Annotated in this window: 20 protein-coding genes; 4 read left to right on the top strand and 16 right to left on the bottom strand. The window is 69.4% G+C overall.

Annotation, left to right across the window (positions count from 1 at the left end; all coding sequences use genetic code 11):
* Nucleotides 1–5 precede the first annotated feature (5 nt).
* The 10 genes from N1028_RS11400 to N1028_RS11445 all read right to left on the bottom strand — a co-directional run bounded on the left by N1028_RS11400 (nucleotide 6) and on the right by N1028_RS11445 (nucleotide 13,668).
* Nucleotides 6–1,499, bottom strand: coding sequence for a flavin-containing monooxygenase (locus tag N1028_RS11400; protein ID WP_259528948.1), 1,494 nt, complete (start codon nucleotides 1,497–1,499; stop codon nucleotides 6–8).
* A complete protein-coding gene (locus N1028_RS11405; protein WP_259528956.1) occupies nucleotides 1,496–2,521 on the bottom strand; it encodes an NAD-dependent epimerase/dehydratase family protein in 1,026 nt (341 codons plus the stop codon). Before N1028_RS11405 ends, N1028_RS11400 begins: the two co-directional genes overlap by 4 nt.
* Before the next feature lie 49 nt (nucleotides 2,522–2,570).
* Complete coding sequence (locus N1028_RS11410) at nucleotides 2,571–3,842, bottom strand: MFS transporter (protein ID WP_259528959.1); 1,272 nt, start codon at nucleotides 3,840–3,842, stop codon at nucleotides 2,571–2,573.
* Nucleotides 3,843–4,006: 164 nt separating this feature from the next.
* A complete protein-coding gene (locus tag N1028_RS11415; RefSeq protein ID WP_259528961.1) occupies nucleotides 4,007–6,325 on the bottom strand; it encodes a hydantoinase B/oxoprolinase family protein in 2,319 nt (772 codons plus the stop codon).
* The gene (locus tag N1028_RS11420) at nucleotides 6,322–8,448 is read right to left on the bottom strand and encodes a hydantoinase/oxoprolinase family protein (protein WP_259528963.1); all 2,127 of its coding nucleotides are present in this window, start codon (nucleotides 8,446–8,448) and stop codon (nucleotides 6,322–6,324) included. The genes N1028_RS11415 and N1028_RS11420 overlap by 4 nt, the downstream gene beginning before the upstream one ends.
* A gap of 39 nt (nucleotides 8,449–8,487) precedes the next feature.
* The gene (locus tag N1028_RS11425; protein WP_259528965.1) at nucleotides 8,488–9,186 is read right to left on the bottom strand and encodes a class II aldolase/adducin family protein; all 699 of its coding nucleotides are present in this window, start codon (nucleotides 9,184–9,186) and stop codon (nucleotides 8,488–8,490) included.
* A complete protein-coding gene (locus N1028_RS11430) occupies nucleotides 9,183–9,938 on the bottom strand; it encodes an SDR family NAD(P)-dependent oxidoreductase (RefSeq protein WP_259528967.1) in 756 nt (251 codons plus the stop codon). Before N1028_RS11430 ends, N1028_RS11425 begins: the two co-directional genes overlap by 4 nt.
* Nucleotides 9,939–9,977: 39 nt before the next feature.
* Complete coding sequence (locus N1028_RS11435) at nucleotides 9,978–11,459, bottom strand: aldehyde dehydrogenase family protein (RefSeq protein ID WP_259528969.1); 1,482 nt, start codon at nucleotides 11,457–11,459, stop codon at nucleotides 9,978–9,980.
* Nucleotides 11,456–12,679, bottom strand: a complete 1,224-nt coding sequence (locus N1028_RS11440) for an FAD-dependent monooxygenase (protein ID WP_259528977.1) — start codon at nucleotides 12,677–12,679, stop codon at nucleotides 11,456–11,458. Before N1028_RS11440 ends, N1028_RS11435 begins: the two co-directional genes overlap by 4 nt.
* A 113-nt stretch (nucleotides 12,680–12,792) precedes the next feature.
* Nucleotides 12,793–13,668: an alpha/beta hydrolase fold domain-containing protein gene (locus N1028_RS11445; protein WP_259528979.1), complete on the bottom strand. Its 876-nt coding sequence runs from the start codon at nucleotides 13,666–13,668 to the stop codon at nucleotides 12,793–12,795.
* A gap of 127 nt (nucleotides 13,669–13,795) precedes the next feature.
* Between N1028_RS11445 and N1028_RS11450 the strand changes: the two genes are divergently transcribed.
* Nucleotides 13,796–14,482, top strand: coding sequence for an MBL fold metallo-hydrolase (locus N1028_RS11450; protein ID WP_259528981.1), 687 nt, complete (start codon nucleotides 13,796–13,798; stop codon nucleotides 14,480–14,482).
* The gene (locus N1028_RS11455) at nucleotides 14,479–14,955 is read left to right on the top strand and encodes a flavin reductase family protein (protein WP_259528984.1); all 477 of its coding nucleotides are present in this window, start codon (nucleotides 14,479–14,481) and stop codon (nucleotides 14,953–14,955) included. The genes N1028_RS11450 and N1028_RS11455 overlap by 4 nt, the downstream gene beginning before the upstream one ends.
* A gap of 55 nt (nucleotides 14,956–15,010) precedes the next feature.
* Here the strand turns inward: N1028_RS11455 and N1028_RS11460 are convergent, their stop codons facing one another.
* The 3 genes from N1028_RS11460 to N1028_RS11470 are packed head-to-tail and all read right to left on the bottom strand — an operon-like array spanning nucleotide 15,011 to nucleotide 18,735.
* Nucleotides 15,011–16,063 carry an ABC transporter permease gene (locus N1028_RS11460; RefSeq protein ID WP_259528986.1) on the bottom strand — a complete coding sequence of 351 codons (1,053 nt, stop codon included), beginning with the start codon at nucleotides 16,061–16,063 and terminating at the stop codon, nucleotides 15,011–15,013.
* The gene (locus tag N1028_RS11465; RefSeq protein ID WP_259528988.1) at nucleotides 16,060–17,592 is read right to left on the bottom strand and encodes a sugar ABC transporter ATP-binding protein; all 1,533 of its coding nucleotides are present in this window, start codon (nucleotides 17,590–17,592) and stop codon (nucleotides 16,060–16,062) included. The genes N1028_RS11460 and N1028_RS11465 overlap by 4 nt, the downstream gene beginning before the upstream one ends.
* Nucleotides 17,593–17,595: 3 nt before the next feature.
* Nucleotides 17,596–18,735: a sugar ABC transporter substrate-binding protein gene (locus N1028_RS11470; RefSeq protein WP_259528990.1), complete on the bottom strand. Its 1,140-nt coding sequence runs from the start codon at nucleotides 18,733–18,735 to the stop codon at nucleotides 17,596–17,598.
* A gap of 165 nt (nucleotides 18,736–18,900) precedes the next feature.
* Here N1028_RS11470 and N1028_RS11475 point away from each other — a divergent pair, with 165 nt between their 5' ends.
* Both N1028_RS11475 and N1028_RS11480 read left to right on the top strand, forming a co-directional pair.
* Nucleotides 18,901–20,058, top strand: a complete 1,158-nt coding sequence (locus tag N1028_RS11475; RefSeq protein WP_259528991.1) for an LLM class flavin-dependent oxidoreductase — start codon at nucleotides 18,901–18,903, stop codon at nucleotides 20,056–20,058.
* Nucleotides 20,052–21,644, top strand: coding sequence for a carboxylesterase/lipase family protein (locus N1028_RS11480; protein WP_259528993.1), 1,593 nt, complete (start codon nucleotides 20,052–20,054; stop codon nucleotides 21,642–21,644). The genes N1028_RS11475 and N1028_RS11480 overlap by 7 nt, the downstream gene beginning before the upstream one ends.
* A gap of 69 nt (nucleotides 21,645–21,713) precedes the next feature.
* On the opposite strand, the gene N1028_RS11485 is transcribed toward N1028_RS11480, so the two are convergent.
* The 3 genes from N1028_RS11485 to N1028_RS11495 all read right to left on the bottom strand — a co-directional run bounded on the left by N1028_RS11485 (nucleotide 21,714) and on the right by N1028_RS11495 (nucleotide 25,529).
* Nucleotides 21,714–22,856 (bottom strand): LLM class flavin-dependent oxidoreductase, encoded by a 1,143-nt coding sequence (locus N1028_RS11485; protein WP_259528999.1) that lies wholly within the window; start codon nucleotides 22,854–22,856, stop codon nucleotides 21,714–21,716.
* Nucleotides 22,857–22,904: 48 nt separating this feature from the next.
* On the bottom strand, nucleotides 22,905–24,617 hold the full coding sequence (locus tag N1028_RS11490; RefSeq protein ID WP_259529002.1) for a thiamine pyrophosphate-binding protein: 1,713 nt from the start codon (nucleotides 24,615–24,617) through the stop codon (nucleotides 22,905–22,907).
* Between the two features lie 87 nt (nucleotides 24,618–24,704).
* The gene (locus tag N1028_RS11495) at nucleotides 24,705–25,529 is read right to left on the bottom strand and encodes an IclR family transcriptional regulator (RefSeq protein ID WP_259529009.1); all 825 of its coding nucleotides are present in this window, start codon (nucleotides 25,527–25,529) and stop codon (nucleotides 24,705–24,707) included.
* Nucleotides 25,530–25,583 lie beyond the last annotated feature (54 nt).

Here is a 25,583-nt window from a genome sequence, read left to right on the forward strand (position 1 = left end):
CGCGCTCAGACCTCGACTCTCGCACGCGCCGCTCGCCCCGAGAACTCCAGGTCCGCGTCGTCGGTTCGAGCGAGCACGTGCTCGAACTCCGCGAGGTTGCCCGGCCACTTCGTGACCACCCGGCCCGTGCCTCCGAGCCTGTACCAGCTCTCGCACCCGCCGATCTCCCACACGCTCCGCGACATCATGCGCGTCAGCTCGTCGTCGAACGACGCCTGGGCCTCGGCGCGCACGGCCACCGCCGCGGCGCCGTGGGCATCGGCGTCATCCATCAATCGCGCCAGGAACCGGGACTGCGCCTCGATGACGCCGATGATCGATCCCGAGGCCTGCGTGTTCGGCCCGGTGATGAGGAACAGGTTCGGGAAACCTTTCACGAGCGTGCCCTTGTAGGCCTGCGGGCCCTCCCGCCACTCCTCCAGGAGGGTCCAGCCGCCGGCCCCGACGAACTCCACGTGCGAGAGCATCTCGGTGGCCCGGAAGCCGGTGGCGAGCACCACCACATCGGCCGCCCAGGCCTCCCCCTTCTCCGAGACGACTCCGTCACGGGTGAGCCGCACGATCGCCGTGTCGAACACCGTCGTGCGCGGCGAGGCGAGGGCCGGGTAGAAAGCGTTCGAGACCACCGGCCGCCGGCAACCGAAGCGCGAACCGGGGGTCAGGATGCGGCGGAGTCGTGGATCCTCGATCGCCGCCTCCATGTGCTCCCGCCAGGTGCGCTCGGCGGTGCTGAGGAACTCCTCGTCCATCACGGCCTGCGCGTGCGTGGAGTGGTTCCAGAAGTCGTACTGCTCGCGGCGGCGCGCCACCAGCTCCTCGGGATGGTCGCGGAAGTGCTGCTTCGCGGCGTCGTCGTAGAGTTCCTCCGGTTTCGGCATGACGTGCGGCGCCGTACGGATCGACACGAGCACCGACGCGGCCACCTCGACGGCGTGGGGCACGACCTGGATGGCGCTCGCGCCGGCACCGATCACGGCCACCCGCTTGCCCCGGAGGTCGAGCCCCTCCGGCCATTCCGCCGTGTGCACCACCTCGCCTTCGAACTCGTCGAGTCCGGGGAGGTCCGGAACGAGCGGCTGGTTCAGGGTGCCGAGTGCTGAGACGAGAAACCGGCAATCGATCCGCTCGCCTGTCGACAGCTCCAGCTGCCAGAGCGAGAGCCCGGGATTCCAGACCGCGCGCTCGAGGGCGGTGCCGAAGAGGATGCGGTCACGGATGCCCAGATCGTCGATCACCCGCTCGTTGTAGGCGAGGATCTCCGGCTGCAGGGCGTAGTTGCTCGACCAGTCGGGACTCTGCGCGAACGAGAGGCTGTAGAGGTGGGCGGGCACATCGCACGCCGCATTGGGGTAGACGTTGTCGCGCCACACGCCACCGGCGCGGTCGGACTTCTCGAGCAGCAGGAAATCGGAGCGCCCGTGCGCGAGCAGTTCGTGCGCGGCCGAGAGCCCGCTGAAGCCGACGCCCGCCACCACCGTCTCGGTGAAGCGCGCGGTCATCGGCGGGCTCCGGTCGTCCTCGGGGATCCCATGGGATCGGACAGCGCGCGGGCGCGGCGGAGATCGTGGGCGAAGGCGGCGAAGCCCTCGTCTCGCCGGAGCGGTTCCGGGATCCCGAGATCGCGCAGCGTCCGTCGCAGATCCGTGGCCGCATCCTGCCGCGGCGGGTTCACGGAGAACTCGGCTCCGGTGCCCACCTCCACCGCGACGTCCGGAAAGAGCGCCCGCAGGGTCTCGGCGAGTTCCTCGGTGGTGGTGGTCTGCTGCGACCCGATCGTGTACCAGGTGAACAGGCCGTCCAGGGGAGCCGTCACGGCGGACGCCACGGCGCGGGCGACATCCCCCACATACACCAGCTCGGTCTGCGAGATGATGTTCGCCGGCAGCTCCAGATCCTCTCCACGCAACGCCCTCAGCACCTGGGCCTCGAGGGCCGCGCTCCCCACGCTCCCGCCCAGATTCGGGCCGTAGCCGTAGACGACGGTGGGGCGGATGGCGACGACCTCGAGACCGCTCGACGCGGCGTAGGCGCTCACGAGGTGCTCCATCGCGAGCTTCGACGCGATGTAGTACGACGTGAAGTGGGTCATCAGCGGGGAGTCATCGGTGATCGGAGCGGGTTGCTCCTCGGAGAACACGCTCCAGCTGCTGATCGGCACGAAGCGTCCGGCGCCGGCATCCTTCGCCCAGCCCGCGAGCCACAGCGGCACGGACACGTTGACGTCGATGGTCTCCTGCACGTCCTGCTGGGCGCGCGCCGCTATCAGCGCCGCCGTGTGCACGACCGCATCGACGTGAAGTCCGTGCAGTGCGGCGGATCGCGCGCCGGAGTCGGTGAGGTCCAGCTCGACGAGCCGCACCCGGCCGTCGTCGACCGGGGCGTCGCCGAGCACGTCCCGCACATAGGCCTCGGGCATCCGCCGGTCGACGAGCGTCACGCGCCAGCCGCTCTCGAGCAGCTCCCTGGCCGTGTACGTGCCGACCATGCCGGCCCCGGTGACGAGCACGTGTCGCTGGTTCACGGGTGCTCCCTTTCTGATCGATGATGGGTGGTGGCGAGGGCAGGGGCCTCTAGCGGCGCAGCTCGCGGCCGGCGAGGTTCGGCAGCGCGATCCCCGCGATCAAGGTGATGACGGCGACACCGATCACATAGAACGCCGGGGCCGTGGGAATGCCCGTCGTCTGGATGAGCAGCGTGCAGATGAGCGCGCCGAACCCGCCGAAGATCGTGACCGAGATGGCCGAGCCGATCGAGACGAGCGTGCCACGCCGTCTGGTGGCGAACAGCTCCGAGATGGTGGTGCTGCCGGTGCCGGCGATGGCGGCGGTCGGGATGGCGAAGATCACCTGGGCGAGAACGACGAAACCGAAGGCCCGCCCTTCCACGATCATGAGGAACAGCGGATAGGCCAGCACGATGTAGCCGATCGCCGCTCCGATGATGAACGGCTTGCGGCCGTAGCGGTCGGACAGGTGGCCGGCGAGAGGGATCAGGGCAACAGCCACGAAGCATCCGATGCAGGTCGCCCAGAGCGCCTCCTGGGGCGGGATGCCGGCGAAGTTGGCGGTGAATGTCGGCATGTAGTTGATGGTGACCATGGAGGTCACGGCCCACAGAGCGACTACACCGAGGGTGAGGAAGAACCCCGTGACAGCGCTGAGCTCGAGGGGCTTCGGAGCCGACGGAGCAGAGGCGTTTCCCGCAGCGGCCGCGTCGACCTTGGCTTCGGAGAACACCGGGGTCTCGGAGACCCGCCGGCGCAGCACGAGCACCACGATGGCGAGAGCCGAGCCGACGATGAACGGGATGCGCCAGCCCCAGGAGCTCATGATGTCCGGGCCGAGCACGGCGGTGAGACCGGCGACGAAGAGCACGCCCACGAGGAGTCCCCCGTAAGTGGCCACCTGGTGGAAGCTGCCGAAGAAGCCGCGGCGCTTGGGGTTCGCCCACTCCACGAGGAAGACCGCCGAACTGCCGAACTCGCCCCCGGCCGAGAAGCCCTGGAGGAGGCGACCGAAGATGATCACGAAGGCACCGAACGCGCCGAATGTGACATAGCTCGGGGCGATGCCGACCAGGAGCGAGCCGCCCGCCATCATGAGCATCGACAGCAGCATGACCGATTTGCGACCCTTGCGGTCGATCAGCGGGCCCAGCACGAGAGCGCCGAGGGGCCGGGCGATGAACCCGACGGCGAACACTCCGAAGGCCGACAGAAGTGCAGCCACCGGGTCTTCTCCAGGGAAGAAGTTCGCTGCGATGTACACGGCCAGGAAGCCGTACACCGTGAAGTCGTACCACTCGAGCACGTTCCCGAGGGTGGCGAGCACCGTGGCTCTCACTCGCGCTCGCGATGAGGTGTCCACCGCCGCGCTTTGCTTATTCTGCACCGAACTCGTCATCGAGGTCTCCTTGTTCCACACCGTTGTGAGCGGGCGTCCGTCCGCCGATGAATCGACGATAGATCGCCCGCCCACGGGACGCCGCACAATTCTGTCTTGCGGAACTAGCCCGCCAGCGTGGCGATCATGCGCGCGTGATCGGGGTGGTCGACGGGCACGATCGTGGAGTAGAGCGCCGTCCAGCAGCCCGGGCAGCACAGCTGCCGGAAGACGACCTCGTCGTCGACGTAGTGGGTGTGGTCGGAGGTCACCTGCGGCCCTGCCTCGGAGGGCGCGCCGTCGTAGGCGGCGAGCCGCAGACGGTCGTCGCGTGCGGCGTCGGCGAGCAGCTTGCCGCAGTGAGCGCACGCCACGAGGTTCGATCCCTCCCGCAGCAGCTGCACGAGGTTGTCGTCGATCCTGCGCCCACCGGTCACGTCGAGCACGGGGTAGCCCTCCGCCGACTCATCGAGCACCGACCTGACCCGCCGATCATCGCGAAGGCTCCGGCGGAGCGTCTCGGTGCCCTCGGCGTCGACCGCTCCGGCGTCGTCCACACGCACGCCGTAGGTCGAGCGCGCCGACTCGGCCGACACCTTGCCCGCGGCCAGATCCTCGACCACCGCCTGCGGGTCCCGCGACAACGGGTCACCGTAGCCGCCGCCACCCTGCCAGTGCATGTAGAGCACCTCGCCGGGCGCCACGTGGCTCTCGGCGTAGCACTGTCCGATCTCGATCCGGCCGCCGAGCTCCTCGAGGCCGACCGGCATCGAGCCAGCCCGCAGCGTCTCGAGCACGTCGGCATCGCGCACGAGCACGTCGAGCCCGGTGTTGCCCGGATAACCCCCCGCCAGCCCGTTGTTCTGCGAGACGGCCTTGCCCGCTGAGGCGAAGACGAGTCCCATGGGCAACGAGGTGCCCAGCGGGGTCATGGCGAGGGAGGCGCTCACGCCGCCACGCTGTCGTCCCGGCCCGCCGGAGTCGACCTCCTCCCGCCGCCACAGCACCAGCATGGGGTACAGGAACTCCGACATCTCCGTGTCGGGGATGCGACCCATCGGGATGCAGAAGAGGCCGCCGGTGTCCATGCCGTCGACGGAGGGACGCGCTCCGTAGCCACCGGCCATCGGCTCCATGAGGATGTTGAGGAACGGAACGGGCTGTTCGCCGCGTTCGTCGAGACCGGCGATCACCGCCGTGTCCCATGTGCCGCAGCAGGCGGCCTGCACGCTCTTCCCCAGATCGACCGAGCGGTCGAGCATCTGCGAGAGGCACTCCGCCACGAGTGTGCCTGTCAGCCAGGCCGGACCGATCGGGCCACGGCCCACGGCCGCGGGGAACGTCGCGTTGTTGATGGTGCCCTCCTCGGCCACGAGGTCGAAGCACCGCATGAGCCCGCCTGCCGACCACGGGATGTCATTCGCGAGGATCGGCAGCAGGGCGAGCATGACGCCGCCGCGCATCCCGGCGTAGGTGCAGTTGATCACTCCCGCCTGCGGATCGGTGCCGGTGAAGTCGAAGGTGAGGTGATCGCCGGTCTTCGACATCGCGAGGGTGATCTTGTGCAGGCTCCTGTCGCCTTCGTGCGACTGGTCCTGATACCCCGTGGCCTTCCAGGTGCCGTCCGGCAGCTCGCCGAGCTTCGAGCGCAGCCTCGACTCGGCGTCGGCCATCATGCGCTTCATGACCGCCTTGACGGTGTCCGCCCCGTAGCGCTCGATCACCTCGAGCAGGCGGGTGCGCCCCACGTTGTTCGCGCCGATCTTGGCGCGGAGGTCGAGTCCCACGAGCAGGGGCACGCGCGAGCGCCTCGTCCACAGGTCGGCGATGTCGTCCTGCAGCTCGAAACCGCGCACGACCTTCACCGGCGGGGTCGGGAGCGATTCGCTGAACACGTCCTGCGCCGCCGGTGAGAACGAGCCGAGCCCGACCCCGCCGAGGTCGGGCTCATGGCAGATGGCGCTGGTCCAGGCGAACAGCTTCCCGTCGTGGAAGACGGGCTGGTAGACGATCACGTCGTTCTGGTGGAGCCCCCCTCCGACCCACGGGTCGTTGCAGAGGAACATGTCGCCCTCGGCGATCCCGGGGTTCGTCGCTCGGTGCTGCAGCGTCCAGTAGACCGCGAGGTCGACCGCTCCCACGAGCATCGTGTTGTAGAGGCCGACCTGCACCTCCTGCCCGAACTCGTCGCCGATCGCGAAGTCGAAGTCGTTGGCGTCGGTCACGATGGGCGAGCCCGACATGCGCTTCAGTGCCTCACCCATCTCCTCCGTCACCGACCAGAGCCGGTGCCGGATGACCTCGTAGGTGAGGGCATCGACCGAGTCGATCTGCTCCTGGGTGACACTGTGCATCTGCAGCGAGTCGGGGATGAACTGCCGGAGCTGCTCGGGTGTGAGCGGCCGGCTGGAGTAGACCTCGGACCCGGGGATCGTCATGCTCATGAGTGCGTTCCGTTCTGACGTGCGTCGAGTCGGGTGTCGATGATGAGGTTGCCGCGGGCGTCGACCGTGCCGACCATGCGCGCGGGGACGACCACCGTGGTGGTCGGAACCTGGATGACGGCGGGTCCGCTGATGCGGTGGCCCGCACGCAGCCGGGTGTAGTCGTAGATCGGGGTGTCGGCGAAGCCGGAGGAGTCGAGGCGCACCGGCCGCTCGCCGATCTGCGCCGCCGTCGGATCGTCGGTCTCGGCAGCCTCGATCATGGGCAACTCGAGCGAGAGCGCGAGCTTTCCCACCGCCCGCACACGGTAGGTGATGGCCTGCACGCCGGCGGCGCTGAAGCCCGATCCGGCTCCGTAGAGCTCCTCGTAGCGGTGCTCGAAGCGGTGAACCGCATCGACCAGCTCGGATTCCGTCACCGTGGAGGCGATCTCGACGGGCAGCTCGGCCAGTTGCATCGCGAAGCGCATGTCGAGCTCGCGGTGCAGCTCCACACTTTCGAAAGCGATGCCCTGCCGCCCGAGCGAGTCGAGCACGCGGCGTTCGAGCCCCTGGAAGTTGCGTTCCACCGCGGCCGGATCCGTCGGAAGGGTGACGGGGTCGGACAGCTCGGCCGCGAGCACGATGTCGCTCGTGGCGAGGCCGTAGGCGGAGAACGCCGAGGCCACCGGGCCGAGCGGCACCGCCACCTCGTTCACGCCGAGCTCAGCGGCGTAGGCGGCGCAGTTGGCGGGGCCTGCGCCTCCGAAGGCATAGAGCACGAAGTCCCGGGGGTCATGCCCGGCCTCCACCACGGTCTTCCTCAGCAGGTCGCCGGTCTGAGCGTTCTGCACGGCGTAGATCGCGGCGGCGGCGTCCTCGATCGAGAGTCCGAGCGGCTCCGCGATCCGCACCCGGATGGCGTCGCGCGCCTTCTCCAGGTTCAGGCTCTTCCGACCGCCGAGCAGGCCCGAGGCGGGGAGGATGCCGAGCACGAGGTTCGCGTCGGTGTTCGTGGGCTCGGTCCCGCCCTGGTCGTAGCAGGCGGGCCCTGGCACGGCCTGGGCGCTCATCGGGCCGACCTGGAGGTTGCCGCCCTGATCGATCCAGGCGATCGCCCCGCCACCGGAGCCGATGGCGTGCACCTCGAGAGTCGGCACGTTGATGGGGTGATGGTTGATCACGGTGCTCGATGAGCGCACGGGTTCGCCGTCGACCACGAGGCCCACGAGGAAGGTGGTGCCGCCCACATCGGTCGCCACGACGTTGCGGTGGCCGAGCTGACGACCGAGCGCCACGGCCCCCACGACTCCCCCGGTGAGCACAGAGCCCACCGTGCTGATGGCGGTGGCCGGCGCCTCGGCGGCCACGATGGCGCCGCCGTTGCTCTGCATCACCAGCAGGGGGCCCGCGAGACCGTTGGCCCGCAACGTGCTCTCCAGGTTGCCGAGGTAGTCCGCGAGACCGGGCCCGATCTGGGTGCTCATGATGGTGGTGGCGCTGCGAGCGAACTCGCGGATGCGCGGGCTCACCTCCGACGACAGCGAGACGAAGGTGCCGGGGGCGATCTCCTCCACGATCTCGCGGATGCGCCGCTCATGGCTGTCGTTGCGGAAGGACCACAGCAGGGACACGGCGATGGCGGCGACGCCCTGGCCGAGGATCTCGCGCACGACTCCGCGCACGTCCTCCTCGTCGAGCGCCACGACGACCCCGCCGTCGCGGTCGATGCGCTCGGTCACCTCGAAGGTGCTTCGCTTGGGGATGAGGCCGTGGCTCTTGGTCTGCGTGATCACGCTCTGCAGCTGCTCCGGCGAGCTGCCGAGGTAGCGGCCCTCGACGTTCATGATGTAGATCGAGTCACCGTGCCCCCGGGTGGTGATGAAGCCCACCGCCGGCACGTTCCCCATCACGAGGGCGTTCAGCGACGACGTGGTGCCGTGGGCGATGTGGTGCGTGTCGGCGAGCATCTCGTCCAGGCCGACACCGAGCTGCTCGGCGAGCGCGCGCAGCACGTCGAGCACGCCGTCCGAGTAGTCGGGAGGCGTCGACGGCGCCTTCGCCCCGATGATCCTCCCCTGATCGTCGGCGAGGACGGCATCCGTGAAAGTGCCTCCCACGTCGACTCCGATGACATATCCCATGGTCACGCTCCTTTGCGTTGAGGGTCGGGGGTGCTGGGCTCAGGCGAGACGGCGCACGAGGTGCCGCCACACGGTGTGCAGCGCGGGCTGGCTGTAGATGATCTCGCGCTTGGCGAGCGCTTCCTCGTCGTCCGACCACGACGCCGGGCCGCCGAAGCCCATGGTCAGGAGCTGCTGCTCCGCCGCCATCTCGAGCAGCAGCGCCGAGACCGTGGCGGTCTCGAGGTCCGGCCCCACGGTCACGATGCCGTGATTGACGAGGAACACGGCGTTGCCGCCGCCGAGGGTGCCTGCGAGCGCGGCGCCGAGCTCGCGGGAGCGGATGAGGTTGGCGGTCTGCGTGAACCGCGGCACGTGCGGCGGCACGAAGTGGGTCGCCGCGTGGCTCACCGGCAGGAGCTCGACCCCGGCGGCTGCGAGTGCGATCGCGTGCGGCGAGTGCGTGTGCACCACGCCGCCCACATCGGGACGGGCCGCCATGATCTCGGTGTGGATCGGGAACTCGATGTGCCGCGGTCCGGCCGATCCCTCGAGCACCTCGCCCTCCGGGGAGACCAGGTGCACCTGTTCCGGGCCCACCTCGGCGAGCCCGATCCCGCTCTCCTTGATCCACACCCCGCGCCCTTCGGGGTCGCGGGCGGAGCTGTGCCCCCAGATGAAGTCGCCCTGATCGGCGGCACCGAGGATGCGGGACGAGAGCGAGACCAGCTCGGTCAGCGCCAGACGGTCGGTGCTCACCGGTGCACCAGCCCGCCGTTGACGCTGATGGTCTGGCCCGAGATGTAGCCGCTGTCGTCCGAGAGGAGGAAGGCCGCGAGGCTCGTCATGTCGTCCGGCCCCGCCGTGCGCGGCACGGCCTGACGAGCCAGCATGGCCTCCCGCTGAGCCTCGGTCACGGTCTCCCGCGACACCTCGGTGTAGACGGGGCCCGGCGAGAGCGTGTTCACCCGCACTCCGAAGCCTCCGAGCTCCTTCGACATCGAGAACGTCATCGCGGCCACCGCTCCCTTACTGGCGATGTAGTGCAGGTACTCCGTGCGACCGAGCGCCACGGCGTCCGATCCGATATTCACGATGCTCGCCCGGCCCGAGGCCTTGAGCGCCTCGAGCAGTGCCGTCGTCACGAGCCACGGGCCCTTGATGTTCACCGCCATGATCGCGTCCCATTCCTTCTCCGGGATCTCCCAGAACGGATGCATCGCGATGGTCGAGAAGATGGCGGCGTTGTTGATCAGTCCGTCGACCCGCCCGAACCGTTCCATCGCGGCGGCGGCGAGCTCGGCGCAGGAGACGGCGGACGAGACGTCGACCGCTGCCGGCACCACGGAGTCGCCGAGCTCGGCGGCGAGCACCTCGACACCGTGGAGATTGCGATCGGCGGCGATGACGGTGCAGCCCTCGAGGACCAGTCGGCGCACGTAGGCGGCCCCGATCCCCTGCGCGGCGCCCGTGACCACGATGACCTTGCTGTCGAGCCCTTGATAGGACATTTCTCTCCTCTTCGAGTGATGTGGTGCCGCGGGGCGGCTTCAGTACGCGATGTTGATCGACTTCAGGGCGGTGTAGCTGAGGAGCTCCTCCATGCTCTCCTCGCGCCCCATGCCCGAGGCCTTGACTCCCCCGTAGGGCACGTTCGGGAAGTGCTTCGCCGAGTCGTTCACCCACACGAAACCCGCCTCGATCTCGTGACTGAGGCGAAGCGCCCGGGAGATGTCCTTCGTCCAGACGGCGGCGGTCAACCCGTAGACGGAATCGTTGGCGATGTCGATCGCGTCGTCCTCGTCGTCGAACGGGATGACCGAGAGCACCGGGCCGAAGATCTCCTCGCGCGCCACCGTCTTCGACCTGTCGAGGCCGGTCAGCACGGTGGGCGCGATGAACAATCCCTTCTCGAAGGCCGGTCCGTCGGGCTTGCCGCCTCCCGTGACGACGGTCGCGCCTTCTTCGCGCGCCGTCTCGAGATAGCCCATCACCTTGCCGAACTGGGCCTCATTGATCATCGTGCCCTGGCGGGACTCCGGATCGAGCGGGTCGCCCTGGCGGTGCCCCTCGAGCTTCTGCACGATGCGGGCCACGAGCTCGTCGTGCGCCGAGCGCTGCACGAGCAGGCGGGAGTTGGAGCCGCAGGACTGCCCCGACCAGGTGAAGTTCATGCCGTTGATGGCCGCCTGGGCTGCCGCGTCGAGGTCGGCGTCGGCGAACACGACCATGGCGTTCTTGCCACCGAGCTCCAGCGAGACCTCCTTGATTCCCGACTCCGCGGCCGCCTTCTGGATCGCCATGCCCGTGCGCTCCGAACCGATGAAGCCGATGCGGCGCACCTTGGGGTGCCGCACGAGACGGTCGGGAACGGCCGGCCCGTCCCCCACGACCACTTGGAAGACACCGGGCGGGAAGACCTCCTGCAGGAGCTCGCCGAGTCGCAGCGCCGAGAGCGGCGCGACCTCCGGGGGCTTGAGAATGGTCGGGTTGCCCGCGATCAGCGGTGCGAAGACCTTGCCGGCGAACATCAGCGGATGGTTGAACGGCACGATCCTCACCACCACGCCCACGGGCTCCCTCACCGTGAGGTGCAGGCCGGGGCTGGCCGGCACCGTCGTGCCCTTCATCTCGAGGGCGATGCCCGCGAACAGGCGGGCGTGCGAGAGCGTGAGCTGCACGTCCATCCGCGAGTTGATGAGGGGGGAGCCTGCGTCGATCGAGTCGAGGTAGGCGAGCTCCTCGCCGTGCTCCTCGATGATGTCGGCGGCCCGGGAGAGCAGGGCCGCCCGCTGGGGAACGGGAGTGAGCCTCCACTCCCGCCGTGCGGCCCAGGCGGCCTCGACGGCGTCATCGACATCGGACGGGCCCGCATCCGGAACCACCGCGATCGTCTCGCGGGTGAACGGGCTGACCCGGTCGTAGGTGCGACCGTCGGCGGCCGCGCGCAGACCGCCCCCGATCAGCAGGCGCCAATCCCGGTCACGCACGCCGTCGTGCGAGGTGCTGGGGGTGATCGTGAGGTCCGTCATCGTGCCGCCTCCTCGGTGAGGAGGGCGCGCCGGTCCTCTGCGTCCTGCGCAGCCGGCTCGCCCACGCCTCGACCGTACAGCCAGTCGAGATACCGGTAGTCCTCCACGTCGCGCTGCTCGAGCAGCTCGTTGCGCAGCACTCGGGCGACGCCGTCGACGTGCCAGATCTCACCCCAGACCCGAGCCGTGCGCTGCACCCGGGCGGTGCGGGGCTGCCGCAGGTCTGCGAGGGCTCCGAACGTGGCCGGCCAGTCGCCCGGCGTGCGCGCGGCGAGGACGTCGAGGCTGTGGGCGTCCTCGAGCGCCTGGCAGGCGCCCTGAGCGAGGTACTGCAGCATAGGGTGCGCCGAGTCGCCGATGAGCGTGACCCGGCCATCGCCCCACGTGGTGGCGGGCTCCCGGTCGAACATGGGCCACCGGCGGTCGCGCCACAGATGCTGCACGGCCTCCTTCACCTCGGGCGAGCAGGCCTCGTAGGCTGCGTCGAGCTCGTCCACACCGCCCCACTCGGTCTCGCCGCGCAGGAACGCGGGCGACTGGAAGACGGCGACCATGTTGAGCATCTCACCGCGGCGGATGGGGTACTGCACGAAGTGGCAGCGCGGTCCGAGCCAGGCCACCACGTCGTTGCCGTGGCCACGGGTCTCGGGCAGCGTCCCGCGATAGGCGACGTAGCCGGAGGCGACGGGTGCATCACCCACGATGCGGTCACGGGTGAGGGAGGCGAGCCCGTCGGCTGCGAGCACGGCATCGGAGCGGTGTGTCCTCCCGTCTGCGAGCGTCACGACCACGCCATCGCCGTCGTCGTCGATCCCCTGCACGTGACTGTCGACGAGGAGCTCGACGCCCTCGCGCTCAGCGGCCTCGAGCAGGATGGCGTGCAGGTCGCTCCGGTGGATCACGACGTACGGGGCACCGTACCGCTCGACGAACTCGCGGCCGAGCGACTGCTTCGTGAGCACCTCGCCCGTGATGGCGTCTTTGAGCACGAGATTCTCGGGTCGGTAGCCTCGGGCGATCACCTCGTCGAGCAGCCCCCACTCGCCGAGGATGCGGGTGGCGTTGGGGCCGAGCTGGATGCCGGCTCCGACCTCTCCGAATGCGGGAGCGTGCTCGAAGAGGGTGACCTGAGCGCCCTGACGGCGCAGGACGAGCGCCGAGGCGAGCCCGCCCATCCCGCCGCCGACGATCGTCACCCTCTGGTCTCGAAGCGTTGTCATGTACGGTGTCCTTCACTCGACGATGAGCATTCGGGATGGCTACCGAATATGTCTCTTCAATCGTCGCCGCAGCCGGAAAGCTCATCAACGCTCTTCTGCACTGAAGAAAACTCTCACCCCGGCTGTCGCGCGTAGCGCGTGATGAAGGCGCCGATCCCCTCGATGGCCTCGCGCCCCTCGGCCAAGGCGCCGGCGAAGGTGGGGAAGACGTGCACCATGCCGGCCCAGCTCTGGAGCCGCACCTCGACACCGGCGCGGGCGAGCACCGCCGCGAGGCGCACGGAGTCGTCCTGCAGGATCTCGAGGGCGCCCACCTGGATGAGGGTCGGCGGGAAGTGCTCGAGGGACGCGTGCAGCACATCGGCCTCGACCGCGGGTGTCGCCCCCAGGTAGTCTCCGGCGCATCGCTCGAGGCCGGATCGCGTGAGCGAGGGATCGTCGGAGGCGTTCCGCTCCATCGACTCCCCGAGCAGCTCGAGGTCGGCGAACGGCGACAGCACCACGAGCGCTCCGGGCGGTGGGGCGGTCGTGGCCACGAGGAACTGCAGCGCGATGCCTCCTCCGGCGGAGGCCCCCACCAGGGCGATCTCGGCCGGGCGCACCCCCTCGTCGATGACGGCGTCGTAGACCGCCGCGAGCTGGTCGCGGGCGACCGGGAACGGATGCTCCGGCGCCAGGGCGTAGTCGACCGAGATCAACCGTCGACCTGCCGCCCTGGCGATGCGGGCGGCCAGCGGCAGCGAGGCCTCCGCGGAACCGGCGATGTACCCGCCCGCGTGCACGAAGATCACGACACCGGGCGCGTCATCCGGATGGGTGATCTCCAGCACGGGCACGCCGGCCGTCGTCGCCGACCGTACGGTCGCAGGCGGCCTCGGCCGGTCCGTGTCGGCGAGCGTGGCGAACCGTGCCCGGAGGGACGCGAGATCTGCCGTGAAATCCACCGGGGCCGACCGCAGCAGAGCGATGACCCCCTCGATGTCCGACATCGGCTCACCTCCGCACTCCAGGCTAGGGCGAGTCCTGCCAGGGAGACGATTTTTCTCGCTGGCAGAAGTTCATGGCGGGCGGTCGTCGATCGGCCGAACCTGGAGGCTGTTCAGCGAAGGAGCCGAGATGAAGATCACCCGCTACGGTCATGCGACCCTTCTCCTCGAGGAGGACGACACGAGGATCCTGGTGGATCCCGGCAGCTTCTCGCTGCCGGAGGCGTTCGCGCTCGAGGGGCTGCAGGCCGTCTTCACCACACACGAGCATCCGGACCACTTCCAGCCCGAGCGTCTCGGAGCCACGGCCGCACGGAATCCGGGCGCCGCGTTCTACGGCGCTCCCGCTGTCGCCCACGCCCTCGGCTCCATCGGCGTCCCGGGCATTCCACTCGTGGAGGGTTCGCCCGTGCAGGTCGGTTCGTTCACGATCGATCCGATCGGCTCGGAGCATCAGGAGGTGCACGAGCGGATGCCGCGGATCGAGAACGTCGGACTCGTCGTCGCGGGCGGCGACGGCACCCGGCTCTTCCACCCGGGAGACAGCTACGAATCGGTGCCCGAGGGGATCGACGTGCTCGCCGTGCCGCTCTCCTCACCCTGGGGCCGACTCGGCGAGACCGTGGACTTCGTGACGGCCGTGGCCCCCACCACGATCATCCCCATCCACGACGCGCTGCTCAGCACAGCAGGCCGTCAGCTCTTCTGGTCGTGGGTGCCGATGCTCGTCGGCGAGGGCGTGACCGCCCTCGATCCGGAACCGCGCGAGGCGGTCGAGTTCACGGCCGGATCCCCCGTGAGCGGGGTGCGCGCGTGAGCGCCGTGATCGAGCCGGGCGAGTTCCGGCGCATCCTCGGGCACTGGCCATCGGGTGTCGTGGTGGTGACCGCCATGGGCTCCGACGGGCCCGTGGGGATGTCGTGCAGCTCATTCACCTCGGTGTCGCTCGACCCGCCGCTCATCGGGTTCTTCCCGGCGGTCACCTCCGCCACCTGGCCCGCCATCCGCGAGGCCGGCCGGTTCACGGTGAACGTGCTGGCCCACCACCACGAGGAGCTCTCCCGCGCGTTCTCGCAGAAGGGCATCGACCGCTTCGCCGCGGTTCCGTGGCACGAGGGCGAGGCCGGTCCCGTCATCGACGACGCGGCCGCCTGGATCGCCTGCGAGCTCTACGACGAGCTGCCGGCCGGCGACCACACGCTCGTGCTCGGCACCGTGCTCGCTCTGTCGGCCGCCGAGCAGAGCGGCCCGCTCGTGTTCCACCGCGGCGGCTACGCCCGACTCGCTTGAGCCGTGCTGCACGAGGAAGGCCCTCGGCTCAAGCCGGGGGCCTTCTCCGTGGTCGTCACCTGCGCTTCGCCGCGCGCCGGTTCTTTCCCACCGCGGCCCGCCGAGCCGCGACCACCGCGATCGAGACGGCGGCGATGAGCGCCACACCGTTGAACGCATCTGTGATCCACTGCTGGCCGCCGACGAGCTGCAGCCCTTTCACACCGGTGGCGAGCAGGAAGATGGCCAGCACCGTTCCCCACACGTTGAATCGCCCCGGCTTCAGCTGCGTGGTGCCGAGGAAACAGGCCGCGAAGGCCGGCAGGAGGTAAGCCGGCCCGATGTCGGGGCCCACGCTGCCGATCTTGGCGGCGATGAGCACACCGGCCAGCCCCGCACCGAAGCCCGTGATCACGAAGGAGAGGAACAGGTGCTTCGAGGTGTGCACCCCCGCCAGGAACGCCGAGTCGGCGTTGGCGCCGGTGGCGTAGAGCCTGCGCCCGAAGGGGGTGTGCTCGAGGGCGTACCAGGCGAGGACCGCCACGATGAGGGCGTAGAGCGTGACGGCAGGGATGCCGAGGGGCTGCCAGCCGGCGATCGCCCGCAGCTCGTCCGGCAGCGGCCCGCGGAACTGCTGCTCCGACACGATCCTGGTGGCGGCGAGCAGGATCGACGTCATGCCGAGCGTCGCGATCAGACTGTTGATCCGCACCCGTGCCACGAAGAAGCCGTTGATCGCGCCCACGGCCGTGCTGATCAGCACCGCGGCGAGCGCCGAGGCGAACGGATCCCACCCGCCCACGGTCGAGAGGGTCGACACGACCACGGCGCTCAGCCCGAGGTTCTGGCCGATCGAGAGGTCGAAGCCGCCCGCGGCGAGCGAGAACAGCAGCCCCACGGCCACGATGGTCGTGACGGCCTCGTCTCCGGCGATGCTCACGGCCGTCTGCGGGGTGAGGAAGGTGCCGGGGATCCAGAGGCTGAACACCACGATGATGCCGAGCCAGATGTACAGGCCGCTGAAGCGCATGAACGCGCCCTCACCCCGGCGTCGGCGGGCCGCCGGGAGGGCGCCGTCCGGTGGCGGGGCGGCGGAAGCGCGATCGGCGGGGTCGGTCGTGACGGTCATGGTGAGGCTCGTTTCAGTTCGGGCGCGGCCAGGCACGCGCGGAGAAGGGTGTCGACCGTGAGCGCATCGCCGCTCAGCTCGGAGCCGATCCGCCCGCCGTTCAACACGATGACGCGGTCGCACACGGCGACCAGTTCTTCGGCGTCGGAGGAGGAGAAGAGCACGGCGGTACCGGCGTCTGCGGCTTCGCGAAGGCAGGCGTAGATGGCCTGCTTGGCTCCGCTGTCGACGCCGTTGGTCGGTTCCTGCAGCATGATCGCCGTGGCTCCCGTGCGCAGCCATCGCGCGATCACCACGCGCTGCTGATTGCCGCCGCTCAGAGTGGAGAGCAGGGCGCGAGCGGGATGCTCGACTTCGACCCTCGCCAGCCAGCCCCGGGCGTCGACGGCCTCGCGACGATCGCTCAACCATCCGGCCGTTCCGGCACGCAGGGCGGGAAGAGTCACGTTCTCGCGCAGCGACCAGCTCTGGATGGCGCTCAGACGCTTGCGATCCGCGGGTGCGAACGCGATGCCGGCCGCGATGGCAGCGCGCGGGTCTCCGCCGGGCACGGCTCTGCCGTCGACGAGCACGTCGCCGCCCTCGCGTGCTTCTCCCCCGGCCAGGAGGAACAGCAGCTGCTCATACCCCGAGCCGAGGAGGCCGGCGAGGCCGACGACCTCGCCGCGGCGCACCTCGAGATCCACGCCATCGACGGATCCCCCTGTGATACCTCGTGCGGCGAGCGCGATCGCGGCGTGCACCGGAGCGCGCCGGGTGAGGGTCTCCTCGAGTCTGCGGCCCACGATCAGCTCCACGAGGGAGTCGTGGTCGAGACCCTCCACCGCACGGGTTGTCACGACCGCGCCGTCGCGCAGCACCGTCAGGTCATCGGCGATCGCGAAGATCTCCTCGAGCCGGTGCGTCACGTAGAGAATCGCGTTGCCCTCGCGCTTCAGGGTCTCGATGAGTGCGAACAGGTGCGCCACCTCAGCGCTCTGGAGGGCGGCCGTTGGCTCATCGAGCACGATCACGCGAGTCGAGCCGGCACCGCTGCCGGCATCACCCTTCCCCTCGTCGTCGCCGAGCGCCCGCGCGATGGCCACGAGCGTCTGCTGCGCGGGGCTCAACGTGCCGAGGGTCGCTCCCGGATCGATGTCGATGCCGTACCTCTGGAGCAGCGCTCCCGCCGCACGCCGCTCACGCCGATCGGAGAGCCACACCCGCGAGGAGTAGTCGGCTCCGAGCGCGAGGTTCTCGGCCACGTCGAGCTCGGGGATGAGCCCGAGATCTTGATGGATGAAGCGGATACCGGCTTCCCGTGCGCTCCTGGCAGAACCCAGCTCCAGGGCGGCGCCGCCGACCCGGGCGCGGGCACCGGGGTCGGGCTGGTAGACCCCCGCGAGGATCTTGATCAGCGTGGACTTGCCCGAACCGTTCTGCCCCAGCAGGGCGTGCACGGTTCCCGGCGCCAGGTCGAGAGTCACGTCTTTCAGCCCCTTGCCACCCGGGAACGACTTGCTGAGGCCCGTGATCTGCAGGGCTGTCATCGGCTACTCGACGCCCCAGGCGCTGAGGAAGGCCTCGGGCGAACCGGGCGTCGTCGGCGGCTCGGTGGTCTGCGTCACGGTGTCCGCCGTGTAGATCTGAGCCCAGCCGGCGGGTTCGAACCAGGTGTCGTCTGGTGTCATCCCCTGAGCCAGCCGTGCGAGGCCGTCGATTGCGCGCCAGCCGTTGGAGGAGTTCTCCTCCCCCACCGATGCGAACTCCTTGCCGGCCTTCACGTTGGCGAGGTTGGCGGCCTGGGGTGCCCGCGACACGATCTTGACTCGGTCGGCGAGACCGGCCGACTCCAGAGCCTCGGGGATGCCGGCGCTGTAGTCCGCGAGGGCCAGCACGACGTACTCGACATCCGGGTGGCTCTGCAGGTAGCTCACGAGCTGGCCGGGCACGGCCGTCCCGATCCCGGAGTTCGACGCCTCGAGCACATCGGCCACGGAGCCGGACGCCTGCATCCGCTCGTCGAACCCGGCTTTGATCGGATCCCAGATGAGCGAGAGCGCGGGGTCCCAGACGAAGACGGTGCTCTCTCCCGTGCCGCCGTCGGCCACGACCACGTCGCCCATCAGGCCACCGCTCTGGAAGAACTCGGTGTAGCCGTTGTAGGAGGCGAACACGGGGCCGTCCTTGTCTGGTCGGTCGCCCGCGGGTGCTGCGACCACCACGGGGATGCCGAGCTCCTTCGTCTTCGCGAGATGGTCCTCGATCAGGGCGTCGGGGGCGAACGGGATGTAGGCGATCAGGTCGGGAGGGGACTGCATCATCTGATCCCAGGTCGCCACGTACGACTCGGGGGTGAGTTCGGACTCGTAGGGCACGACGGTCCAGCCGATCGCCTCGGCAGCCTCCGCCGCGGCATCCGTGAGCGTGTGACAGACGGGGAGCGTGCAACTCGTGATGGCGACGGTGAGGCCCTCCTCGGGAGGCGCCGGCAGGGGCTCGATCTCGATCGGATCCTGCTCGGCGGAGTACTGGGCCACCCTCTCCGCGGCGGCGTCGACCGCCGCGGAGTCGGCCGCGGAAGCGGGGCCGTCGGTCGATCCGGTCTCGCCGGACCCGGAGCACGCCGCCAGGGCGAGCAAGGCGGTGGCCGCCACGAAGGCAGCCGGGATCGTGCGCTGTGGATACGTCATTGTGTCCTCTTCATCGGTCGCCGGGATGGTGCGGGCGAGGGTTGGTCGATGGTGCTGCGAGCGCCGGAAGGGCGGCAACGCAATTCCGGAGGACAGAATGTCGTTGGAGGCCCGGCGGCCGCCGATTCATGCTGAACCTGCACGCACGACGAACGAGGATGTTCCATGCCGAAAGCACGTATGCACGACCCGGAGCAGCTGAGCTTCTCCTACTTCTTCCCCACCGGTCAGACGGATCACGTGTGGAGCGACGAGGCCGCTCGGAGCACACCGACGCTGTCGCGCCAGGTGTTCCTCGACATGGCCAGGGCCGCCGAGGAGGCGGGCTTCGACTCGCTCTTCATCGCCGACACCTGGTCGGGACACCAGCGCGCAGCCGAGAGGGCAGGCCACCAGTCGCCGAAGTACCACGCACCTCTGCTCGCCATGGCCCTGTTCGCGGTGACCGAGCACCTCGGTGTCATCACGACGTTCCACACCACCCACCACCAGCCCGCCCACGTGGCCCGCATGGGTGCCACCCTCGACGCGTTCAGTGAGGGGCGCTGGGGCTGGAACGTCGTCACGGGTTTCGGCGACGCCGAAGCCCGACTGTTCGGCGAGCCCTCGATGGTGCCTCATGACGAGCGCTACGCGATGGCCGGTGAGTTCGTCGAGATCGTCAAGAAGTTCTGGAGTGAAGACGATGCCTTCGAGGTGTTCGGGCAGTACTACACCGCGAGCGGGCGTCTCAAGCAGCCTCGTCCGGCGCAGCTGCCGCATCCGTTGCTGGTGAGCGCCGGAGCGTCACCGGCCGGAATGGCGTTCGCGGCAGCGCACTGCGATCAGCTCGTGGTGGCCGGCAACTCGATCGAGAAGATCCAGACCGTCGACGAGCGCCTCGCGACCGTGCTCCGGGATGCCGGACGCACCGTCCCGCTCTCGACCACCCCCTTCACGATCACGATCGTGCGGGAGGGAGATGGAGAGGCCGAGGAGGAGTACGAGCGCCTCACGAAGAGCCTCAACACCGAGGCCACCATGGAGCTCGCCGCCGACATCCTGGGCGACATCGAATCGATCAAGTCGATGTTCGCCGGCCAGGGTGCAGCCGAGGCGGCGCGCGCCTGGGGAAGCGGTCAAGGCATCCTCAAGCTCTTCGGCACCTCCGAGCAGGTGGCCGAGCAGCTCATCGCGTTGAAGGCGGAGACCTCCACCACGAACGTGCTCATCAATTTCCCCCTCTGGAACCCGGGGGAAGTGCAGGGCTTCCGCACGGTGCTCGATCACCTGCGCGACGCCGGAGTGTGGGTTCCCCCGTCCGAACGGAACTACTCATGGTGAACGACACGATCACGACGGTGCGCGTCGACAGCGGGGAGCTCGACGGCGTCGTCGATCCCGCGACCGGCGCCCGGAGCTTTCTGGGTGTGCCCTATGCGGCGCCGCCGGTGGGCCCGCTCCGGTGGAAGCCGCCGCAGCACCTGGAACCCTGGGAGGGGGTCCGAGCGGCGAAGAGCTTCGGGCCGAGCGCCATCCAGGCCCCGCCTGCCGAGGGCTCGCTCTACTTCGGCGGCGAACGCGAGTTCAGCGAGGACTGCCTGAACCTCAACGTCTGGACCGGAGCAGAGGGCGACTCGGGGCGACCGGTGGTGGTGTGGCTGCACTTCGGCGCCTACCAGTTCGGATCGGCCTCCAACCCGTTCTACGACGGCACGGCCCTCGCGGCCGCCGGGCTCACCGTGGTCTCGGTGAATCACCGACTCGGGCGACTCGGCTTCCTCGCCCACCCTGACCTCAGCGCCGAATCCGGCTACGGCGGATCGGGCAACTACGGTCTGATGGACCAGGTGGCCGCACTCGAGTGGGTGCAGCGGAACATCGAGGCCTTCGGCGGCGACCCGCGGAATGTGACGCTCTTCGGAGTCTCGGCCGGTGGCAACAGCGTGCACAACCTCCGCTCGTCGCCACTCGCGGAGGGGCTCTTCGCGAAGGCCATAGCCCAGAGCGCGCCCGGGGTGGCACCGGCCCTCGACGGTTTCGGGCACCCGGCGAACGCCTCGACCCTCGCCGCCGGCGAGCAGGCGGGTGAGGAGCTGTTCGATCTCCTCGGCATCTCGACCCTCGCCGAACTGCGCTCGCTCCCGGTCGACCGGCTGATGGAGGTGCAGCTGCCTCGCACCGGTGGCCCCTGGGCCTTCGACCTCATCCCGGGTGCCGCGATCAGCCTGCACGTCTTCGACTCCGGCTATCCGGTGATCGACGGCCATGTGCTGCCGAAGACCCCGCTCGAGGCCTACGCCGACGGCACGGCCATCGACGTCCCGTTCATCGCGGGCAACGCGGGCAACGAGGCGTCCGGCCTTCCGTACCTGCCGACGCTCGCCGCCTACGAGACGTACGTGGAGGACGAGTTCGGAGTCGACGCCGCCGAGGTGCTGAGGCTCTACCCGGCGAGCGACGACGCCTCGGCGCAGGCCGCGAGCTGGCAGCTGGTCGCCGACCAGATCTTCGTCTGGTCGAACTGGACGGCCGCGCGGCTCCAGAGCGCACGGCTGTCGTCGCCGGTGTGGCACTACCGCTTCCTGCAGGAGCCCGCCGTCCCCGCATCCGCGGGCGTCATCGAGGGCGACTACGCCGGGGCGTTCCACGGGTCCGACGTGCCCTACATCTTCGGCACGCTCGACTCGCGCGCGTGGGACTGGACCGACGACGACCGAAGGCTCTCCGACGCCATCCAGCGCTCGTGGGTCTCGTTCGCGCGCACAGGAGACCCCACCGACGGCGGCGCCCTCGAGTGGCCCGAATTCGATCCCGCCCGCCCGTCGAGCCGCATCTGGCAAGCGGAGTCCCGCATCGACGACGTCTCCGACGGCGAGCGGATGGCGTTCTGGGATCGACGCAACGGCATCGCCTCGCAGCTCGGTTAGCCGAGTCCGCACGCGGAGAAAGCCCGGTTCCCCTCGCGGGGGCCGGGCTTTCTCATCTGCCGTGGGCGCTCACCAGGAGAAGTCGCGCTCACTCGGCGGCGTCCACACACCGGCCTCGCGGAGGATCTCGAGCACCGGGCGGAACGACCGCAGTTCGTCGTCGCTCCAGAGCGGGAAGTTGATCAGCACGTTCGTCGATCCGGTGTTCCGCTTCACCGAGAGGAGCTTCTCGGCCACCTGCTCGGGAGTGCCGATGAGCTGCAGCACCGATCCCCCGGAGCCGAACGCCAATGCGGCCTGCTCCTCCCCCATCTTCTCGAACATGGAGCGCGCGGTCTCGATCGAGCCGAGCACGTCGCCGGCGATCTCGAAGGTCGCGGCACGGTTCAGCGACGTCAGCAGCCGGGCGTGCTCCTCCTCCGCCTCGCCGTCGCCCTCCCGGACGATCGCCATCGAGAACGGCGTGGGCGCCACCGTGCGGCGTCCGCCCGTGAGCTCGGCGAGCTGGGCGTCGAGCGCCTGCAGCTTCTCCTCCTGGATGGCGAGTGTCACCAGCTGGTCGCAGTAGCGGGCCGCGAACTCCACGCCGGCCGGCGAGGCTCCGGCGCTCACGAGCAGCGGATGCGGCCGCTGCACGGGGCGGGGCAGCTTGATGCGGCCGCGCACCCGGTAGAAATCGCCCTCCACGTCGATGGGCTCGGTGTCCGCCCAGAGCGCGAGCACGATGTCGACGAACTCGGCGGCCATCGTGTAGCGCAGGTCGTGCTCCACGAACTCCTCGCCGAACAGGGCGGCCTCGTCGGCGCTGAAGCCCGTCACGATGTTCCAGCCCCATCGTCCTCCGCTGAAGTCATCGAGGGTGGCGCCCATGCGGGCGACGTGGGCCGGCTTGTGGTGGGTCGTGTGGATGGTCGAGATCACCCCGATCGTCGAGGTGGAGGCGAGCATCGCCATCGCCAGGAGGGACGCGTTGTAGGCCGGCGACTGGTGGCCGAACTCCTCCGCCACCCGCTGGTGGCCGGACCAGTTGTCGGCGATGAAGAGGGAGTCGAAGCCCACCTCCTCGGCGGTCCGGGCGAGCGAGGTGAGGTTGGCGCCGTTCGGGTCCGGGACCCGGCGTGACGCCTCGTCGCTGAACAGGAAATTGGTCCTGCCGGTCGGGAAGAAGTAGCCGAAGCTCAGCTCCTCGGTGTTCTGCCGTCGACGCTTCATCGCGTCCTCCTCGCTGTGGGGTTTCTGCTTGCTCGGGTCGTGGGGTGATCAGTCGGACTGCGTGAACACGCGGGAGAACTCGTTCGCGTCCTCCGGCGAGTTCATCACCTCGATCAGCGCCGTCTTGCCGCTCGCGAACGCGGTCTCGAGCGCCTGCCTCAGTTCGTCGGGAGTGCCGGCACGGTGGCTCGCGAGGCCGAGGCTCGCGGCGAAAGCCGCGTGGTCGATGGTGGGCTCCGTGAAGAGCCAGCCGAACTCGGCCTCGGCCTCGGCCAGGGGGCTCTTCGCCACGCGGGCCAGCGCGCCGATGTCGCGCCACCCGCCGTTGTTGAGGATGACGAAGATCACAGGAACGTCGAACTGCGCCGCGGCGAAGATGGCGGTGGAGGAGAACATGAAGCCGCCGTCACCGAGCATCGCGACCACGCGCGCATCCGGTCGGGCCAGCTGGATGCCGATCGACGCTGGCCCGCCCCAGCCCTGCGCGCTCGCCTTGCTCGAGATGCCGAAGAACGTGTCGGTGTCCTCCACCGGGATCAGGTCCTCCACGAACGGCTCGCCCGAGGCGCAGTGGTTCACCACGATGGTTCCGGGCGGCATCACCGCCTGCAGTTCGGTGATGATGCGGCCGATCGCGAGCGGCGCATCGTCGAAGCGGATGGCGCGGATCTCCTCGTTGCGCATCGCCCTCGCCGCGTGACGCGCCCTGGCCGCCTCGAGGCCCGCGGCGCGCCGCTCCTCCGGGATCGGGTCGTCGGTGAGCGCGGCATCGACCGCTTCGAGCGTGGGGCTCGGCAGCCCGAGCACGGCCACCTCGGGCCGGAGCTGACGAGTGAGCAGCAGCGGGTCGACGCTCAGAACGGCGACCGCGGCATCGCCGAAGTCGACGGGGGCGGTGAGTCCGGATTCGGTGAGCTCCACGCCGAGCAGGAGCACGACGTCGCTCTCGGCCACGAGACCGCGGTTCATGCTGAGCTTGCCGACGAACTGCTCGTGCGTGGTGGGGAACCCGAGGTCGGAGATCTTGTCCTCGCTCACCACGGCGGCACCGAGGGTCTCGGCGAGGGAGACAGCGGCCGCGACGCCGCCGTAGCGGGCGAGCTCGCTGCCCGCTACGAGAAGGGGCTTCTCGCTGCCGCGCAGCAGTTCGGCGAGCTTCGCCACCCCGGCCTCGGAAGGGCCGAAGTCGGCCAGCACCTCGGTGGGGGCGACGCCGGCGGAGGTGTCGCTCGTCTGCTCGAGCCAGACGTCCATCGGGAAGGCGAGGTGCACCGGTCCGTAGGGCGGAGTGTTGGCGATCTGGAAGGCGCGCTCCACGAATTCGGGGATGCGGTCGGCACTCGGGATCTCGGCGCTCCACTTGGTGAACTGCGCGCTCATCTCGGTGACGGCACGGGGAACGGCTGCGTACTGATCGCGCCCCTCGAGCTTGCGACTGGAGGTCGTCGTGGTGAACACGAGAGGCACGCTCTCGGCCCACGCTGTAGTGACGGCCATCATGCCGAGCGCCGTGCCGGAGGCGTGGTAGACGTTCACGAACGACGCCGACCGCTTGGCGCGCGCGTACCCGGCGGCGATGAGGCCGAGGTTGGTCTCGTTGAGAGCCGAGATGTAGCGCACCTCGGCACGGTGGCGGTAGAACGCCTCGGCGAGGGGGAAGAGGCCGAGCCCCACGATGTTGAAGGCGTCCTCGACCCCCAAGCGCACGAGGGTGCGCACCAGGAGCTCCGCACCGTTGATCGACTCCGTTGTACGACTCATTGCAGCAACTCCGCTTTCCATGTCACGTCGACGTCAGGCTATTCGCCGACGCGACCGATGGCCGAGACTATTCTGCTCAGCAGAAGCTCACACCTCCGTGGCCGCGCCCGGTTGACGAGGGGTGTCGAGGGTCGTTCCTCTGAGCGCCTCGGTCATGTCGTCTCGCGCCGCGAACATGAGCTCGAGGCGCTGCGGCGTGATCAGGCGTTCGAGGCGCCCCACGGGTGTCGCCACCGAGAACGAGGCGAGCGGCCGCCCGGCCGGCGTCAGGATGGGGAACCCGATCGCGGCCACGCCGGTCTCGGTCTCCTCGCGGTTGAGCGCGTAGCCGCGACGGCGGATGGCCGCCATGTCGGCCACCAGGGCCGCGAAGTCCTCGTCACCCAGGGCGTCGCCGCCGAGCTCGGCGCTCTTGCCCCGGTAGAGCCGTTCGAGTTGGGCGAGGGGTTCGAAGGCGAGCAGCACCTTGCCTCCTGAGGCCGATCGGGCAGGCAGCACCGAGCCGGTGCGGTCGCCGATCCGCAAGAGCGTGCTGGATTCGATCGACAGCAGGAATCGCGCGCTGACACCGACCCGCACGATGAGGTTGACCGTCTCGGCGAGGCGTGAACTCAAGATCTCGAGGGTCGGCTCGACGGCCACCTTGAGGGTCTTCGTCCACGACGATCCGATGGCGGCGGCGCCGAGCGCGGGGCCCGCCGAGTAGTGGCGGGAGTCGTCGCGGATGGCGAATCCCCGGTAGATCAGCATCGCCATGAGCCGGTGAGCCGTGCTCGGGGCCACCCCGAGTGCGGTGGCGACGTCGGTGATGCGCACCTCCCCCTCGTCTCTCATCATCTGCAGGATGCGCAGAGCGTTGTCGACCGACTCGATCGGGTACGGTGGCTTCTGCTGGATCTGATCTTTCTTCACAGTGGAAGATTATTGATCAGAAGCGCTCCCGAGACAATGGTTGAACGCATGCTC

This window comes from Herbiconiux oxytropis (assembly GCF_024979315.1).
GTDB classification, from domain to species: domain Bacteria; phylum Actinomycetota; class Actinomycetes; order Actinomycetales; family Microbacteriaceae; genus Herbiconiux; species Herbiconiux oxytropis.

Coding starts and splice junctions, on each gene's coding strand:
- N1028_RS11415 (WP_259528961.1), bottom strand. CDS start 6,325: ATGAGCATGACGATCCCCGGGTCCGAGGTCTACTCCAGCCGGCCGCTC.
- N1028_RS11465 (WP_259528988.1), bottom strand. CDS start 17,592: ATGACAGCCCTGCAGATCACGGGCCTCAGCAAGTCGTTCCCGGGTGGC.
- N1028_RS11400 (WP_259528948.1), bottom strand. CDS start 1,499: ATGACCGCGCGCTTCACCGAGACGGTGGTGGCGGGCGTCGGCTTCAGC.
- N1028_RS11440 (WP_259528977.1), bottom strand. CDS start 12,679: ATGACAACGCTTCGAGACCAGAGGGTGACGATCGTCGGCGGCGGGATG.
- N1028_RS11480 (WP_259528993.1), top strand. CDS start 20,052: ATGGTGAACGACACGATCACGACGGTGCGCGTCGACAGCGGGGAGCTC.
- N1028_RS11485 (WP_259528999.1), bottom strand. CDS start 22,856: ATGAAGCGTCGACGGCAGAACACCGAGGAGCTGAGCTTCGGCTACTTC.
- N1028_RS11490 (WP_259529002.1), bottom strand. CDS start 24,617: ATGAGTCGTACAACGGAGTCGATCAACGGTGCGGAGCTCCTGGTGCGC.
- N1028_RS11445 (WP_259528979.1), bottom strand. CDS start 13,668: ATGTCGGACATCGAGGGGGTCATCGCTCTGCTGCGGTCGGCCCCGGTG.
- N1028_RS11470 (WP_259528990.1), bottom strand. CDS start 18,735: ATGACGTATCCACAGCGCACGATCCCGGCTGCCTTCGTGGCGGCCACC.
- N1028_RS11475 (WP_259528991.1), top strand. CDS start 18,901: ATGCCGAAAGCACGTATGCACGACCCGGAGCAGCTGAGCTTCTCCTAC.
- N1028_RS11435 (WP_259528969.1), bottom strand. CDS start 11,459: ATGACGGACCTCACGATCACCCCCAGCACCTCGCACGACGGCGTGCGT.
- N1028_RS11430 (WP_259528967.1), bottom strand. CDS start 9,938: ATGTCCTATCAAGGGCTCGACAGCAAGGTCATCGTGGTCACGGGCGCC.
- N1028_RS11450 (WP_259528981.1), top strand. CDS start 13,796: ATGAAGATCACCCGCTACGGTCATGCGACCCTTCTCCTCGAGGAGGAC.
- N1028_RS11420 (WP_259528963.1), bottom strand. CDS start 8,448: ATGGGATATGTCATCGGAGTCGACGTGGGAGGCACTTTCACGGATGCC.
- N1028_RS11460 (WP_259528986.1), bottom strand. CDS start 16,063: ATGACCGTCACGACCGACCCCGCCGATCGCGCTTCCGCCGCCCCGCCA.